This is a genomic window from Serratia sp. ID 25-353, assembly GCF_054792795.1.
In genome coordinates this window covers 2,604,217-2,621,435 of sequence record NZ_CM139236.1, presented here as the reverse complement: position 1 = coordinate 2,621,435, position 17,219 = coordinate 2,604,217, and the positions used below count along the sequence as shown (strand labels likewise).

Annotated in this window: 11 protein-coding genes; all 11 read left to right on the top strand. The window is 44.8% G+C overall.

Annotated elements, in window-relative coordinates:
* The first annotated feature begins 510 nt into the window (after positions 1-510).
* Positions 511-1,413 carry a UTP--glucose-1-phosphate uridylyltransferase GalU gene (gene galU, locus ACYF6X_RS12635; RefSeq protein ID WP_130018798.1) on the top strand — a complete coding sequence of 301 codons (903 nt, stop codon included), beginning with the start codon at positions 511-513 and terminating at the stop codon, positions 1,411-1,413.
* Between the two features lie 77 nt (positions 1,414-1,490).
* On the top strand, positions 1,491-2,603 hold the full coding sequence (locus tag ACYF6X_RS12630) for a glycosyltransferase (RefSeq protein ID WP_130018799.1): 1,113 nt from the start codon (positions 1,491-1,493) through the stop codon (positions 2,601-2,603).
* 55 nt (positions 2,604-2,658) lie between these two features.
* Complete coding sequence (locus ACYF6X_RS12625) at positions 2,659-4,101, top strand: lipopolysaccharide biosynthesis protein (RefSeq protein ID WP_130018842.1); 1,443 nt, start codon at positions 2,659-2,661, stop codon at positions 4,099-4,101.
* A gap of 44 nt (positions 4,102-4,145) precedes the next feature.
* Positions 4,146-5,210, top strand: coding sequence for a glycosyltransferase (locus ACYF6X_RS12620; protein WP_242512606.1), 1,065 nt, complete (start codon positions 4,146-4,148; stop codon positions 5,208-5,210).
* Positions 5,211-5,268: 58 nt separating this feature from the next.
* The gene (locus ACYF6X_RS12615; protein ID WP_130018843.1) at positions 5,269-6,321 is read left to right on the top strand and encodes a glycosyltransferase family 4 protein; all 1,053 of its coding nucleotides are present in this window, start codon (positions 5,269-5,271) and stop codon (positions 6,319-6,321) included.
* 26 nt (positions 6,322-6,347) lie between these two features.
* Entirely contained in the window at positions 6,348-7,646 is a 1,299-nt protein-coding gene (locus tag ACYF6X_RS12610) for a cellulase family glycosylhydrolase (protein ID WP_130018844.1), read from the top strand.
* Between the two features lie 35 nt (positions 7,647-7,681).
* Positions 7,682-8,755 carry a glycosyltransferase gene (locus ACYF6X_RS12605; protein ID WP_406880025.1) on the top strand — a complete coding sequence of 358 codons (1,074 nt, stop codon included), beginning with the start codon at positions 7,682-7,684 and terminating at the stop codon, positions 8,753-8,755.
* A 154-nt stretch (positions 8,756-8,909) separates the two neighbouring features.
* The gene (gene wcaJ / locus ACYF6X_RS12600) at positions 8,910-10,304 is read left to right on the top strand and encodes an undecaprenyl-phosphate glucose phosphotransferase (protein WP_149558770.1); all 1,395 of its coding nucleotides are present in this window, start codon (positions 8,910-8,912) and stop codon (positions 10,302-10,304) included.
* 85 nt (positions 10,305-10,389) lie between these two features.
* Positions 10,390-11,400, top strand: coding sequence for an acyltransferase (locus tag ACYF6X_RS12595; RefSeq protein ID WP_130018840.1), 1,011 nt, complete (start codon positions 10,390-10,392; stop codon positions 11,398-11,400).
* A gap of 626 nt (positions 11,401-12,026) precedes the next feature.
* Positions 12,027-15,038, top strand: coding sequence for a beta strand repeat-containing protein (locus ACYF6X_RS12590; RefSeq protein ID WP_130017477.1), 3,012 nt, complete (start codon positions 12,027-12,029; stop codon positions 15,036-15,038).
* 390 nt (positions 15,039-15,428) lie between these two features.
* The gene (locus ACYF6X_RS12585) at positions 15,429-17,201 is read left to right on the top strand and encodes a type I secretion system permease/ATPase (protein ID WP_063989334.1); all 1,773 of its coding nucleotides are present in this window, start codon (positions 15,429-15,431) and stop codon (positions 17,199-17,201) included.
* The last annotated feature ends 18 nt before the right edge of the window (positions 17,202-17,219 follow it).

The following is a 17,219-nucleotide window of genomic DNA, read 5'->3' as shown; positions in this document are numbered from 1 at the left end:
GCTCAAACATGACTTAAAAAACACCACAAAAGCCGGCAGTGAGGACGGGAATTTCCCCAGTGGCCCAGCAAGTCGGCTACGATGGAGAAAGTTGGGGAATAAATTTTTTGAAAATCAGCGTATTGCCTATTGGCAATACGGCTACACTACGGGCAGGTCATGGTGATGAGTAGTCTTATTCTGAAAAGGTCGGTGAGCGCCATCTTTGGCTTGTGTCGCTAAACTAATAGTATAAGAATCTTAGATAAAATGTGGTGAGACGCATTAACTTTTTCATTATAAGGCGTGTCTTCATGAAGGTTGATATTCAATAAAAACAGATGATTATGATCTCCTCGAGGAGATTTTTTAATCAGTATGAGCATTGGTGCAGGCACAGCGGGTTGGTAACTGAGAGCCAAGGGCGGTAGCGTGCCTTTTTTTGGCGGATACGCTGCGGTAATCCCGGTGTGGTGGTTGAATAATAACCCATGTATGAATCGACATGTACAGAGTTATATGGAAGGACAAATGTATAAACGAATGAAAGCAGTAATTCCGGTAGCTGGTTTGGGAACTCGAATGCTCCCTGCGACTAAGGCCATTCCAAAAGAAATGTTGCCTGTTGTCGATAAACCATTGATCCAATACATTGTTAATGAATGCGTATTGGCAGGTATCAAAGATATCATTTTGGTCACTCACTCTTCAAAGAATGCGATAGAGAACCATTTCGATACCTCTTTTGAACTGGAAGCCATGCTGGAAGCGCGTGTGAAGCGTCAACTACTCGCCGAAGTAAAGAGCATTTGCCCACCTGATGTCACTATTATGCAAGTGCGGCAGGGCCAGGCAAAAGGACTGGGTCATGCTGTCCTTTGTGCAGAGCCGATGGTGGGCGATGAACCCTTTGTTGTGATCTTGCCTGATGTTTTGCTCGACGAAGAATCTGCAGATCTTACCGCTGACAATTTGGCATCGATGCAACGCCGTTTTGCTGAAACGGGATGCAGTCAAATTATGGTCGAACCTGTACCAGAACAAGATGTTTCAAAGTATGGGGTGGTTGATTGTGGCGGCGTCGTCATCGAGGCCGGTGAAAGCGCGCGAATGAATGCGATAGTAGAAAAACCGGCGCGTGAAGATGCACCGTCTAATTTAGCCGTTGTAGGGCGCTACGTGCTGTCATCTTCCATTTGGGATCTGTTGCGGAAAACACCGGCAGGTGCAGGCGGTGAAATTCAGCTCACGGATGCGATCGCAATGCTAATGGAAAAAGAAAATGTTGAAGCTTTCCATATGAGCGGAAAGTCGCATGACTGCGGTGATAAGTTAGGTTATATGAAAGCTTTCGTACAATATGCTGTCCGTCACCCTTCTGAAGGGAAAGCATTTAAAGAATTATTGAATAAAATGATCAAACACAGCGAGTAAGAGCTACCGGTAATAAAAGCATAAAGTAAAAAGCATATCCTGAAAGCAGAAGATAATTGTCAAAAGAGTCATCGAATATGCAAGCATTGCAAGGAAAGAAAATTTGTATCGTCGTGCCGACCTTCTTTGGTGGCGGGGCGGAAAGAATCGCCTTGAATTTGGCTGAGTATTACTCAAAAAACAACCAGGTTAAGATTCTGGCCTTCAATGCAGAAGGTCCTTATCGATCGCAGGTCTCTGACAATATTAAAGTTTATGATGCCGGCGTGAAGGTGGCCAGCAGAGGCTTAAAAAAAATATATGCGACATTTAAATCAATAGATTATGATGTCGTTATTTCAGTTATGCGGGACTCAAATATTTGGACTGGGCTGGTTCATCTGCTGTTGAGAAAGAAGAAGATAATATTTTTAGAGGCAAGCACCATGCATGGCATTCAAAAAATGCCAACGCTAAAAAGGAATATCTTCAAATGGCTAATGAGAGTGGCTTATCTACGAGCGGATAAAGTTATTTCCAACTCGTATGATACGGAAAGTGATCTGGTTAATAATAAGATAATCAGTAAGAACAGCAAAAAAAGCGTTGTCATTGGTAACCCGGTATTACCGGATAATGTGGCGGCACTGGCGAGTGAGTCAATCGATCACGAATGGTTCAATGATACGAATTTGAAGGTCGTATTAAGCGTGGGCCGACTGCATGAGTTGAAAAACTTCCCAATGCTGATCAAGGCATTTTCTTTGCTGCAAAAGGAGCAGAGTAATACACGCTTGGTGATACTAGGCGCTGGTGAAGACGCAGCTAAAGATAAATTGATGTCGCTGGCTGATTCTTTACAAATATCGCCTTTCGTACAAATTCTTAGCTTTGAAAAAAATCCTTACCCGTTCTATCAAAAAGCCAGCGTATTTGCTTTGTGCTCGGAGTGGGAAGGATTTGGCAATGTGTTGGTTGAAGCCTTGAGTTGCGGTACGCCGGTCGTCAGTACTAATTGCCCTGGCGGCCCAAAAGAGATCCTTGAAAATGGCAAGTTTGGCCGTCTGGTAACACCAGGTGATGTTACCATGCTGGCTAAAGAATTGGACTATGTTCTGAGTGAAAATGTGTATTCAGAGCAAGAGTTGAAGTCCAGAGCGGCCGATTTTGAAATCGGAAAGATAGCGGAACGGTATATAAGGCAAATTTAAACGGTAAATATCATCATAGTGTATAAACTTTTTGAATATATAAATGCGAGAAGTGATGTCTAGTGACTCATTAAAAAAGAAAGCGATACTGGGTATTATCTGGAACGTCGCGGAGAAATTTCTTGTCCAAGGTGCCAAGTTTGTCATCGGGATAATACTGGCACGAATCATTTCGCCAGAAGACTTCGGTCTCATCGGCATGATTCTTATTTTCATTGTGTTATCTGATATAATCACCGATGGTGGGTTTTCGCAGGCACTAATACAAAAAAAGGACAGGAAAAACATCGATTTTTCCACGGTTTTTTACTTTAATATACTTATCAGCTTACTTCTTTATGCCTTGCTTTACGTCTGCTCACCAAGTATCGCGCATTTCTTTAATAATGATAAGCTGATTGATGTAGTAAGAATATTGTCCTTAAATATCATCATAAAGTCTTTTTATCTTATACACTTAACAAAATTATCAATAGAATTGAACTTTAAGTTAAGAACAAAGATAAATATCATTTCTGTTATAATAAGCGGTGCGCTTTCGCTTTATCTTGCCTACAACGGTTATGGCGTAATGGCGTTGGTTTACCAAACGTTATCCAACTCGTTAATTATATTGTTCTTGATGTATTTTGCGGTGAAATGGTATCCAACACTTCAATTTTCTATGGATAGTTTGAGAAAACTTTTTGGATTTGGCTCAAAGTTGTTGCTTGCCAGTTCCATCGTCACGATCGTTGACAACTCCTATTCAATTTTGATTGGGCGGTACTTTAATAGTCGTGATGTCGGATATTACACACAGGGGAGGACAGTGCCCGATCTTCTCTCATCTAATCTGTACAGTGTACTACAAGCGGTCATGTTCCCTGTAATGACATCGACTCAAGATGATCGGGAGCGTTTAGTCAGAATTTATAAAAAAAGTCTAAACATGACCGCATTTATAATTATTCCAACGATGGTTGGATTTAGCTTTATCGCTGAGCCATTTGTTCGCGTATTCTTGACTGAAAAATGGTTGCCAGCCGTTGTTGTCATTCAGTGGTTATGTTTGGCAAGAATGGTTACGCCAATCAGCGCACTGAACTGCAGCATACTCAATGCGACTGGGCGTTCTGATATCTATCTCAAAGTCGATCTCATGAAACTGCCATTGACTTTTGGTGTGCTATTCATGACCGCTCCTTATGGGCTACGCGCTGTTGTCATCGGGTATTTCGCCGTTGCTGTCATCTCTTTCTTCATACATGCATATTATCCCGGTAAGCTATTTGGCTATGGGGCCTGGAAGCAGCTGAAAGATATGACACCTATTTTTATCGCGACGGCAGCAATGTCGGCCGTGCTGTATTTTATACACATTGACGGTGGCATCTACGAACTCATGGTCAAAATCGTAGTTGGCATTGTGGTTTATGTCCTTGCGAGCCTAATAACCAAGTCTGACTCATGTTTGGAAATCATCAGGATACTTAGAAGCAAGTTACTGAAAAGTTGACTAATGCTAAGATTTATTTGTTTTTATATCACTTGGGGTTTTCAGTGAAGAATATTCTTTTTGTTATGCCAGTGTTGGGGCGAACCGGCGCGGATCGCGTCATTTTTACGTTGCTAAATAACATCGATAGAGCAAGGTTCAAGCCATTTCTTCTGCTTTATAAAAACGATCCGGAAATAAATACGTTGGTGAAGGATTTGTGTTCCGACGTTACGGTGCATTATTTAAATATTCAGGGCCGGGCGCGCTCTTCATTTCCTAAAATAATAAGTGGAATTAGTAAGTTTACTAAATCCAATGCGATTGACACTATCTTAATCAGTTCCGGAACATCGAATGCAGTACTGTCACCGTTTTTATTCCTTTTTGGGCGTAAGGTGAAAAAAATCGCTAGGGAGTCTAACCTTCCTAGTCTATTCGAAAAAAGCCGAATTGCGAACATTCTCTATAAGACAACATACAGTAACTACGATGCAATCATTGCGCAGAGTGATGATATGTTTAACGACCTGGTCAATAACTTAGGTATCGATAAGCAAAAGATCGTCAAAATAAATAACCCATTAGATTATAGATCCATCGTGAAGCTTTCTGTAGATGAAAGCTTGAGTAACCTTTACGATAAAAGTAAAACGAACCTTCTTAGCATTGGCCGATTAACTTACCAAAAAGGGTTCGATCTTCTGCTTGAAGCGATGTCTAAGCTCGATGATGACCGTTTCCATCTAACAATAATCGGTGATGGTGAAGACAAGGATAAACTGATTGCCTTAAGACGACAGCTTAACCTAGAGTCGAAAGTGACCTTCGTTTCCGGAGTTGACAATCCTTATCCCTATATGAGACAGGCCGACGTGTTCGTTTCCAGCTCTCGTTGGGAAGGATATCCCAATGTTGTTATTGAGTCTTTACTGTGCGGCACACCGGTGTTGGCCAATAACTATCCTGGGGGCATAGCTGAAATAATTAACGTTCACAATGGCATGATATGTGATATAGAAAATGAATTCGTGCCGTCTTTGGAAAAAGTTGTTGAGATAAAGAATGTTGATTTCGATACTGCAAAAATTGACAGCATCTTTGAGAAATACAATCAAATTCTGAGTTGATGTTTTCGTAGGCGTTCTAAGGCGTTCTGTTGATAAAGTGAATTTATAAAGGTGAATGATGATATACGTAAACGCCCGGTTCTTGACTCAGGAAATGACAGGTGTACAACGCTTTGCAGAAGAGATATCCCTAAATTTGCGCTCAATCAGAGATGATGTGGTATTCGTTTCTCCTCCAGGCGTTTTGCGAAATGATATTGCGGAAAAATTGGGTGTTGAGATCATTGGTCATAGATCGGGGCATGCTTGGGAACAAGTGGACTTGCCTCGATACTTAAAGAAAAAAGGATCGCCGCTGCTGATAAATTTGTGCAGCACTGCACCTATATTTTATACTAATAAGGTAGTTACCCATCACGATGTGATTTATAAGCGTTACCCGCAGAGTTATAGTAAGAGCTTTAGACTTTTTTATAATACTCTCGTCCCTCTGATGCTTAAATCGAGCAAAAAGCTGATCACCGTCAGTGAATTCTCAAAGAAAGAAATTAGTGAAACATTCAACTACAATGCAGACAATATTATTGTTGTCAGCAATGCGGTTAACTCATCGTTCACGCCTTCGATAAATCCTGGCTCATCAAAAGAACGCTACTTGCTCTTGGTTTCATCAAAGAACTATCATAAAAACTTCCATGGTGCTATTGCTGCCTTTTCTCAATTGGCTGGACATGGGAATTTCTCATTAAAGATAATTGGTGCTGCAAACGGCAGTTTTTCTGAAATGAATTTAACTGATGAACAAGTTGACAATATAGAATTTATGGGGCGTGTTGACGATGCCACGCTGATCAAACTGTATCAGGGAGCATTGGGCTTCGTGTTTCCCTCGTTCTATGAAGGCTTTGGTATTCCGCCATTAGAGGCGCAAGCCTGTGGCTGCCCAGTTATTTCCTCAAATAAGGCTTCGATGCCGGAAGTGTTGCAGGGCAGTGCTTTGTACTTCGACCCTTATAACATTGATGATATTGCGTTGCATATGAAAGCGTTGATCGATGATGAGTGCTTGAGAAACGAATTAAAGGAGAAGGGCTATCTTAATGTTAAACGTTTTTCTTGGCATTCCTCTGCTACCAAAGTTAACGAAATTATCAATGGGTTAATTCCTTAGCCGCATCGCAGAATAGGAACTGTACTATGAACATCGTTTGGCGTGGTGTCCTACCTTCTTTATTTGTGATTTCATCCTTGCTGTCAGCCCAAGTCAGTGCCTTTGAAGTGGGTATCGGCATGCATGTGAGAACTTATCCTAATGAGCCTGGATACTACCTGGATAAGATAAAGAATGCTGGATTTACCTCCTTTCGTGAGGATTACCCTTGGCAGCTTGTTGAATTACAAAAAGGGACGTACAGCAATAACAGTTACCTCCAAAAAGTCGATACGGCATTTAATGATAGCGAAAAGTACGGTTTATCTTCAGTTTTAATTCTGGATTACAGCAATAAAAACTACGATTCATACGGATACCCAAATACCGATGCTGCTATTGAAGGTTTTGCTAACTATGCCTATTGGACCGCTAAACGGTTTAGTGGGAAAGTGAAGTACTTCGAAATTTGGAATGAATGGCTGTATAAAACCGGCATTCAGGTGAGAGGGGCCGTCCCTCCGCCTCCTGAGGTGTATGCAAAATTGGTTATTGCGACTGCTAAAGCGGTCAAAAAGGCCAATCCAGATGCAATTATCATTACCGGATCGTTCAGTCCGTTTTCTACCAGAGATGTCGCTTGGTTTGACAAGGTCATTGATGCTGGAGTATTAAACTATATTGATGGTATTTCATTGCATACATACACTCCTTCAGGGTCTTCGGGTGAAATCAGGACAGCAGAAGGAAATCTACAACTCATTGATGCATATGAAAAACATGTCGCGCAAAAAACCGGTAAAAATGTACCGTTATATATTACAGAGTTAGGCTTCCCGACTTACAATGGCAAGGACGGTCTACGAGCTGATAAGGTCGCTCAGTACGTGATGAAATATACTCTCTTGGCACAAGCCAGGAGTTATATAAAAGGCGTTTGGTGGTACGATCTTATCGACGACGGAACTTCGACGGATAACAAAGAGCATAACTTTGGCTTCTTTACTCGTACTGAATCACCTAAAGAGTCGGTCTCAGCGATAGAAAAAATTACGCAACTGACAAAAAATTATTCTATTCAAGGTGTTAAGAAATCCAATGACGGTACAAATATTGTCACCTTAAAGGACAAAGGTGAAAACAAATTTGCCACTATTTATTGGAAAGAAGATGTACCTGCTGCGAACAAAAATGGCATTCAAAAGTTAATGCAAAGCTTTAGTGCGAAAGACAGCAGTGATAAAGTTAATTTTTTAAACGACCCAGGTATAGACAGTTCTACGCCACAGGCGTCATCAACGCCAACAATTATTTACTCTAATAATAAACCGGCAGTGATTAACTGATTATGTTAAAATGAATTGATAGGGAAGGGGATATTTTGAAAGTACTGCATGTTGCAGAAACAATAAAGGGTGGCGTGGCCACTGTTTTGCGTCAGTTATTATCTGACAGGTCAGAAGAGAGAGAGTTATACTGTCTGATTCCTGACGCTCATCGTAAAGAGTTGCACGAGTTTGATAATGAGAATGCGCTTTTCTTCAAACGGTCTGGAAGAGATGTTAAATCTCTTTTATCCTTGCTCGTTAACTACATTCGATTCATAAAACAACACCGTCCAGAGATCATTCATATACACAGTTCATTTGCTGGGGTTGTTTGTCGCAGTGTCTTGCCATTTGTCTATTTGTGGTATAGGCCTAAAGTTGTTTATTGCCCACATGCATTCTCTTTTATTATGAATGTCTCTGAGAAGAAGAAGAAGATATATTCATTGATTGAACGTACCTTGCTTACTTTTACTGACCGAGTGGTTTGTACAAGCCGCTATGAGATGAATGAAGCTATAAAGTGGGGAATAAAAGAAAGCAAGTGCAAGGTTGTCTATAACGGTATACCGGCCCCCAAAGCGAGTGATAGCGAGACGCATGAGGCATTGTGTGGGGACGAGATAAAAATCCTTTATGTTGGGCGGTTTGACTATCAAAAAGGATTTGATGTTTTGCTTCAGGTTGCCAATCGTCTTCCTGCAGGCATGCATATCACCGCTATTGGTGATGTTGTTCATGCTGATGAATCTCCACCACCGCATGAGAATATCTCCTATCTGGGCTGGCTTGATTATCGTTTAATTGTTCCACACTTTAACAACTCAACATTGCTGTTAATGCCGAGTCGTTGGGAGTCTTTTGGGTTAGTTGCGGTGGAGGCTCAAAGTTTCGGACTACCTGTAGTAGCTTCTCGTTGCAGTTCTTTACCCGAGGTCGTCGACGAAGGGAGAACTGGATTTTTGTTTGAAACTGAAAATGTTGATGAGATAATCTCTATTCTAAACTCCAAAACTAAAAACGATTGGAAATCAATGCATCAAAGTTGTATTGATTATTATAGCGATAAATTTACTTCAAAAATAATGCTGAAAGAAATAAATCGGCTATATAAAGAGTTGATGTAGCGATTCTGATGTTGCTGGCGAGGATAGATACACCTATTAATACTGTCTATGCGCACAGAAACTATTATGCTTTTTTTTAATATTAATGGCTTGATGAATAAGCTTAACTATTATCAGAGGTAGCTGGCTTATGATCGCAGAAAGGCAAAAGAATATGATGAGTTTTCGTCGGGGGACATTGCAATCCAACGCCTCTGTCACTTCAATGATACAAAGATTTTCAGATATATTTATTATATTTTCTGGTCTTTATATTGCACGGACTTTCTTTCATGAAACGTTTCAGTCACAAGATTTAATTATTGTTTTGACTTCTATCGTCATGTTCCAGATGATTGGTGGAATAACGGACTTTTATCGTTCATGGCGAGGTGTCCGCATTGGTGTGGAATTGCGTGTTATCTTCCAAAACTGGACGTTAAGCGTTCTCTTCACCTTGGGAGTGTTATCGGTAATTAACATTTCTGATAATGATGTGACTCTATATGTTCGCTGGTTTGTTATTGTTAGCATAGGGTTTATAATCTCACGGTTAATTATTCGCTTGGCAATTGGTTATCTTCGAAATCTTGGTTTCAATACCCGAAATGTGGCTATCATGGGCGCAGTTCCTGTTGGTATCAGGTTGGCAGAAACACTGCGAGATGCGCATTGGATGGGGTTCCGCGTGTTGGGGATTTACGATGATAATGTCATGCCAGTTGGCTCCAGCATCAATAAATGTGGCGATCTGAAAAAAATGATTGCTGATGCAAAGGAGGGCAAAATTGATCGGGTATATATCGCTTTGCCTATGTCACAGGAGAAACTTATCAAGGAAGTTGTGGCGGAGTTGTCTGACTCGACTTGTTCCGTCATGCTTATCCCGGATATCTTCACCTTTAATCTTTTGCATTCCCGCAGTGAAGAAATAAATGGCGTTCCAGTCGTTTCGCTTTTCGATACGCCAATGAGCGGCGTTAATAAAGTCATTAAGCGTTTAGAAGACATTATCCTTTCTATTCTTATTTTGGCATTTATTTCCCCCGTATTGATCCTGATCTCTATTTTCGTAAAATTAAGTTCGCCTGGTCCCGTGATTTTTAAACAAAAGAGGTACGGTATCGATGGGAAGGGCATTGCAGTATGGAAGTTTCGCTCTATGGTGGTGATGGAGAACGATGATAAAGTGGTTCAGGCGAAGAAAGGCGATGCGCGCGTTACAACCTTAGGCGGTTTTTTACGACGTACCTCCCTTGATGAATTGCCGCAATTTATCAACGTATTGAAGGGTGATATGTCGATTGTTGGTCCAAGACCCCATGCGGTTGTCCATAATGAGCAATATCGAAAGATGATCAGCGGTTACATGCTTCGGCACAAAATGAAGCCAGGCATTACCGGCTGGGCTCAGATAAACGGTTGGCGTGGCGAAACCGATACGCTGGAAAAAATGGAAAAGCGTGTTGAGTTTGATTTAGAGTACATCCATAACTGGACCCTGTGGTTAGATATAAAGATAATTTTTATGACAATATTCAAAGGGTTCGTTAATAAATCTGCATATTAATAAAAATGGCCGCATAATGCGGCCTTATTTGTATCTGACTTGCAAGTTTTGCGTTTAGAACGTTTTTTAATGGAGAGACATAAGAATGCGTTGGCTCAATAATGCAAGGATCATCGCCATACTTGCTGTTGTCTTATTGCATGTATCCTCGCGTGTCATAACGTGGAGTGAGCTTGGTTCAAACGATTGGTGGTATGCTAATCTCTACGACTCTCTGGTGCGCTGGTGTGTCCCTGTCTTTGTGATGATTTCAGGTGCTCTTTTGCTGGCACCAGAGAAAGCAGAGCCTTTAGGTGTCTTTTATAAAAAGCGTGCATCCCGAATCCTTTCCCCTCTGGTTTTTTGGTCACTTTTCTACATGCTTTGGGATTTTTCAAGAAACATGTTAAAAGGTGATCCTAAATCTATTCAGGAGATTTTTTTTGCTTTGCTTTCGGGAAAACCCTATTTTCATATGTGGTTCCTCTTTATGATTCTGGGGCTCTATTTTGTAACACCCTTTATCAGACAGGTCGTTGCTGCATCTGATCGGAAAGCGTTATGGTTGCTCAGTCTGACATTGCTGGCAATATCCTGTCTAAACTCGTATTTCAGCAACCCACATGACATGGTTATTAACTCTGTTTTTATTGTATGGTTTATACCTTACATTCCCTACTTTATCCTGGGCTATCTTTTGAAAGATGAAAGGATATTCCCTTCCATTGTCTGGTTGTGTTTATTCGTTGTTTCGATTGCAGTAACGGCTTTGTGGTATTATTACTGCGCGGTTAACTTAGGTAATGTGCCTGGTCTATACCCATACACATATCTTTCGATCACTGTGATTATTATGTCGATTTCAGCTTTCCAGCTGTTAAAGGTAATCAATATACCCCTCCTCAGTGACCACCAGCTTAAAACGGTGGCTAGCCTGACACTTGGTGTCTACTTGATTCACCCGATTCTCTTGGATGTTTCAAACGCACTGGGGCTGAAACCGGTATCCTACTTACCTCTGATCACTATTCCTTTAGCGACTATCGTTGTCTTCTGCCTCTCTTTAGGATGTGCTTTTGTCTGCAGTAAGCTTCCCCTCTTGAAGCGAACTATCTGACATCTGTTGTGTTGACCGGGCCTGAGGGTCCGGTTGTCATCATCCGTTACGTCCCTTCTTTTTCCGCTCTAAGCCATCCTTCCCGATTGAAATCCTATCTATTCTCATTTTCATCCCCCCAATGTCCTTGCGTGCTTTTCTAACATAATAAAATTCTTATATCTTTTTTTTATATCTATTTTTTAAGAATCATGATCTTTTCCTTTTTATTTGAACGTCAATGATTTTAGATATAAAACTATTTCATGTGTGATTATTTTTTTGATAGTAATTATTTTTACCTATCACAATGAAAACAAAGGATTTTATTTTTTTATTGGCGAAGTGAAGGTTATTCTTGTGGATGGAATCATTATTTATTTAGTAATGCCCGTCCTTACCGGCTCTTTTTGTGTGGTCTATCTTTACATGCTGATACGCTTCAATATAAAAATTATCCTAGTACCTTGATTAAATTGTGTATGGGTACTTTACTTATTTTTACCAGAAACCGACGTAGGGGTGGGGTTGGCGAACAGTCTTTGTTTAGCGTTTGAAAATTAAGCTTTTAATTACATTTCCCGCTTTCTTTTTGAATTTGCGGGGGGTATTCCCATGTTATTTATATAATAATTTGGAGTTTATGTATGGCTTCTCTAGCAGCGCAATATAAAGTAGCATCAATCACATACGCGATTTTGGGTAAGAGCGCGGTGGCTTCGGCTTTGGATTACTACGGTCAGCAGTTCATGACCAATACTCTGACTGCGGATGCCTTTGCAACTAGCTTACTCAACGGCGCCGATGGTCAGGCCAGATTTTCCGGTAAAACGACCAGCGAAATCATCCAAACTATTTACACCAACGTTCACGGGGTGGCGCCAACGCCGGCACAGCTTTCTACATTGCTGGGTTCGGGGCAGACTGTCCCGCAAATGATCAACTCTATTGTCAGCGATTTGCTGAACTATACCGGCAGCGACGCAACGACGGTGACGCAAGCAAGTGCATTTGATAATACGGTCAAGGGAGCGCTATTCCCGTCGGTTATCACTGCGGCGGCATCAGGAACCGGTGCGGCCGATTATCTGGCTATCTGCCAGGTACTGGGGACGACCAAGGATGCAAATGCCATTAACTACTGGGGTTCGCATATTAATAACGGATCGTTGAGCGCATTGACGGCTGCGCAAGCTACCATCAACGATCGTAGCTACATCTCCAGCCTGAGCGATACAGACTTCGTCGCTCGCCTATTCCAGTTCGGTTATGAACGTGCGCCAACCTCAGCGGAAAGTGCAACTTATCTAGCCGAACTGAGCGGGGGCACCAGCCGCGCTCAGGTCGTGCTTAATATCATCAATACGCTGAAAGGTACCGTGGCTGCTGGTGATTTGGTTGCACAGCAGCATTTCCAGGCTGGGACGACGGTTTACGCAGTCGGGCAATTGCCTGCGCTGTCGTATCAGGAGCAAACCTCTGCAATCTACCTGGCCATTCCTGACCGTCTGATTGACTCCAGTGCGCTGGATACTTGGAGCAAGGCGCTGGCTTCCGGCACCTCTTACAGCTCGCTGATCTCATCGCTGCTGAATTCCACTGAATTCGTTAAGAAAGTTGCTGGGATGACCACCGACTCTTACATTCAGAGCGTCTTTACGGCTGTGCATGGTGTTGCCGCCACGGCGGCTCAGATTGCCAACTACAGTGCTCTGAGTTCTGACCGCGGTGTGATCACGCAGGCAATTATTAACGACTTGCGTAATTCCGTGGCGACGGATGCCACCACGGTAACGCAGCAGCATGCCTTTGAATTCGATATCGGTTCAAGCCTGTTGTATAAAACGGTTGCGAATCTTTCTGTCACCGCTGCAGGCGGCAACGCGACAGGTACCGTGAATACGGGAACCAGTCATGTGCTGAGTAATGCGGAGACGGCAGTGTTGACTACGGCCGTTCTTAATGCCGGTGCGGCTGCGACGGTCAACCTGAAGTTCGCCGATCATCTGGCTAACCTGACCATCAACGGCACCAGCGCGGCAACGGTGAACCTGTCTGACAACGGCGTCAACCCAGGGGTTGCTGTCACAGTCAACAACGGCAACGTCATTCTGAACGCCAGTTCGGGTGCAGATAACGTGGTTGTTACTTCGACGGCTAACATCGCGACCGGTACCGCACAGTTTAACCTCGGCGCCGGCAACGACAGCCTGCACTGGGCGGGTAACGCGGTCTCCGGCGGTGCGAACACCGTTGCCAATACCGTCAAGGCTGACGGCGGTACGGGCACGGATTCCATCTCCGCCAACTTCATCACCAAAACCGTGGTGACCAACCAAAACGCCTTGGGCGTTCGCACCAGCACCGTGACCAGCAACGCCAACAACTTCTCGAACTTCGAGCAGATCGACCTGACCGGCTATATCGGCAAGTCCGTCGGTACGCTGATTACGACGCCGCTGATTGGTTCACCGACTACCACCAGCGTGACAACGCCAAACAACACCTTTGACTTTGGCCTGACCAACGGCACGTCCACGGTCGAAGGCACTACGGGCGGCACGGTTACGCAGAACGCAGCGGCCACCAATCTGGGCACGCAGGGGTTTGTGGTCTCCGGTCTGGCCAACGTCAACGTCATTAACGCCGCCGGCGGCAACGCCGCGCAGTTGGCCGTGAAAGGGGATGCTACCGCTGCCAGTACGCTGAATTTCACCTTTGTCCAGAACGCCACCGATCACTTCAATATCAACTTCGATGCGGTGAGTTCTGCCAACGTGAATGCCGGCGCCATCACCCTCAACAGCAGCAGCAGCGCCCTGTTGGGTACCGCGCTGACCACGGTGAACGTGGCCTCAGGCGGTACCGGCAGCTTTGATAACATTCTGTCATTGGCCGGCACCAATGCGCAGGTTCAGACCATCAACGTGACAGGTAATCACGCGCTGGATCTGACTCTGGGCAGCGGTTTCAGCAACGTGCGTGATATCAATGCGTCTACCAATACTGCGGGTCTGAATCTCGACTCCAGCCATGGCGGTACCGGTGACGGTATCATCGTTCAGTTGCTGAACATTCTGCCGCTGAGCGTCATTACCACCAACCTGTTGGCGCCGGTGCTGACGGCGTTGGGCCTGAACGGTTACCAAATGACCGTAGAAGGTTCCAGTGCTGCCGATACCCTGGGCGTGATTGGCAACACCACGCTGACCGGTGGCGCAGGTGCCAACACCTATGACATCAAGGCGAGTAACACGCAGGCGGGTGTGACCATCAAGGACTTTAATAGCCTCAAGGACTCGATTGTCGACGTGAACCATGGCGGCCTGACTATCTCCGATGACGCTAGTGGCACTGCGGTAGCGAACTACGGTACGCGCTCTGCCGACACGTTGGATGCGTTGTTGGGGACACTGGTGGGCGGTTTGACCAATGGCGTTATCGGTCTGCTGGGCGGTATCTTGGGTCTGGATAGCAGCAACTCGCTGACGGCGAAAGTGGGTGTGGCATCCGTTGTATTCAGCGGTGGCGGCAATACCGCCAGCTCCTATGTGATTATCGATAACAACGATAACCACACGCTGGACCTCAACGATACCGTGGTATACCTGACTGGACAAAACCACCAGCAATTGGTGGATACTCTGCACTACGCCTAAGTAAGAGTTCCCGTGGGGTATAATTCCCATTGAAACTGTTAGTCAATAAATAATACGGGGTGTGTAAACACCCCGTATTCTTTGAAAATTGTGAACTACGTCATTATCTCTAATTTATTCCCTTTCGTACTAAACTCGCTTTGCCCTGTCTGTTATTTACCCTACTGTTTTTATTTGTTTTTTTCTGTGATTCGTGAGGCGATTTTTTTTGCTTACGGCCTTGCTGATATCCGCTTTCTCTACCTATAGTTAGAAAAAGTATCTGCAGTCTCGAGCATGTCTGGGGTGGGGGTTCTTTAGGATTTATTTTATTTTTCCCTTTTTAGGATTTTCCTTATAAGAGTCCAATGCGGATTTTGACTGACAGTGCACATGATGTAAGGGCAGAAAGTGAATCAATTTATACCGCGCAACGAAATTGCGGATGTTATACGGACTCGCAGTAAGGTTTTTTGGACCGTTGGCATATTTACCGCATTTATTAATTTATTAATGCTAGTTCCTTCTATCTATATGCTCCAGGTTTACGACCGGGTGCTTCCTTCGCGTAATGAAATCACGCTGTTGATGCTGACGCTGATCATGTTGGGCATGTTCGGCATGATGTCGCTGTTGGAATACGTGCGTAGCATGGTGGTGATCCGTATTGGCAGCCAGCTGGATATGCGCCTCAACACGCGAGTCTACACTGCGGCCTACGAGGCGAATCTGAAAAACGGTTCGTCTGACGCCGGCCAGATGCTGAGCGATTTGACCAATCTGCGCCAATTCCTCACCGGCAGCGCGCTGTTCGCCTTCTTTGATGCGCCGTGGTTTCCGATCTATCTGTTGGTGATATTCCTCTTTAACCCTTGGTTGGGGCTCTTCGCCCTGGTCGGTGCGCTGTTGCTGATCGCATTGGCGGTGATCAACGAAATGGTGTCGAAAAAGCCGCTGGCGGAAGCCAGCAAGCTGTCGATTATGTCCGGTACGCTGGCCAGCACCAATCTGCGAAATGCCGAAGTGATCGAGGCTTTGGGGATGTTGCCCAACCTGAAACGCCGGTGGTTCGGCCTGCACCAGCGGTTCTTGAACAGTCAGCGCATCGCCAGCGAACGCGCATCGCGGGTCACGTCGATCACCAAGTTTGTGCGCATGTCGCTGCAGTCGCTGGTGTTGGGGCTGGGGGGCTGGCTGGCGATCGATGGGCACATCACGCCCGGTATGATGATCGCCGGCTCCATTCTGATGGGGCGAACGCTGGCGCCGATTGAGCAGGTTATTAACGTCTGGAAGAGCTACAGCGCGGCGAAGCTTTCTTATGGCCGGTTGGTCAAGCTGCTGGAAACGCACCCGCAACGGGGTACCGGTATGTCCTTGCCGCGTCCGGAAGGGGTACTCGCCGTAGAAGGCGTCACCGCCACGCCGCCGGGATCCAAAGGCGATGCGGTATTGCATAACGTGAGTTTTGCTATCCAGCCCGGTGACGTGCTGGGGATCATTGGCCCAAGCGCGTCGGGGAAATCGACGCTGGCTCGTTTGCTGGTCGGCATTTGGCCGGTCAGTGAAGGGATTGTTCGGTTGGATAATGCCGACATCTATCAGTGGAACAAGGATGAATTGGGGCCGTATATCGGCTATCTGCCGCAGGACATTGAGCTGTTTGCCGGGACTATCGCCGAGAATATCGCACGCTTTAACGATATCGACTCAGAGAAAGTCATTGAAGCCGCTAAGCTGGCCGGTGTGCACGAACTGATCCTGCGTTTCCCGAACGGCTACGATTCGGTGCTCGGCAACGGTGGCGCTGGGCTGTCCGGTGGACAGAAACAGCGTATCGGCCTGGCGCGCGCACTGTACGGCGACCCTTCGCTGGTGGTTTTGGATGAGCCTAACTCCAATCTGGACGATGCGGGCGAGAAAGCGTTGAACCAGGCCATTATGTTCCTCAAGCAACGTAATAAAACGGTGGTTCTGATTACCCATCGCACCAATTTGCTGTCGATGACCAGCAAGCTGTTGCTCTTGGTGAATGGCAACGTCAACGCGTTCGGCCCGACTCAACAAGTGCTTCAGGCGTTAGCCAATGCGCAAAAAGCGCAGACGCAACCGCCTCAGCAAGCGGTGAGGGCGGTAAATTCCGAGCCGGATGAAGGCAACATCCCGAAAACGCAAATTAATTAAGCCGTGAATTGCCTGATG

Coding starts and splice junctions, on each gene's coding strand:
- galU (WP_130018798.1), top strand. CDS start 511: ATGTATAAACGAATGAAAGCAGTAATTCCGGTAGCTGGTTTGGGAACT.
- ACYF6X_RS12630 (WP_130018799.1), top strand. CDS start 1,491: ATGCAAGCATTGCAAGGAAAGAAAATTTGTATCGTCGTGCCGACCTTC.
- ACYF6X_RS12625 (WP_130018842.1), top strand. CDS start 2,659: ATGTCTAGTGACTCATTAAAAAAGAAAGCGATACTGGGTATTATCTGG.
- ACYF6X_RS12615 (WP_130018843.1), top strand. CDS start 5,269: ATGATATACGTAAACGCCCGGTTCTTGACTCAGGAAATGACAGGTGTA.
- ACYF6X_RS12610 (WP_130018844.1), top strand. CDS start 6,348: ATGAACATCGTTTGGCGTGGTGTCCTACCTTCTTTATTTGTGATTTCA.
- wcaJ (WP_149558770.1), top strand. CDS start 8,910: ATGATGAGTTTTCGTCGGGGGACATTGCAATCCAACGCCTCTGTCACT.
- ACYF6X_RS12595 (WP_130018840.1), top strand. CDS start 10,390: ATGCGTTGGCTCAATAATGCAAGGATCATCGCCATACTTGCTGTTGTC.
- ACYF6X_RS12590 (WP_130017477.1), top strand. CDS start 12,027: ATGGCTTCTCTAGCAGCGCAATATAAAGTAGCATCAATCACATACGCG.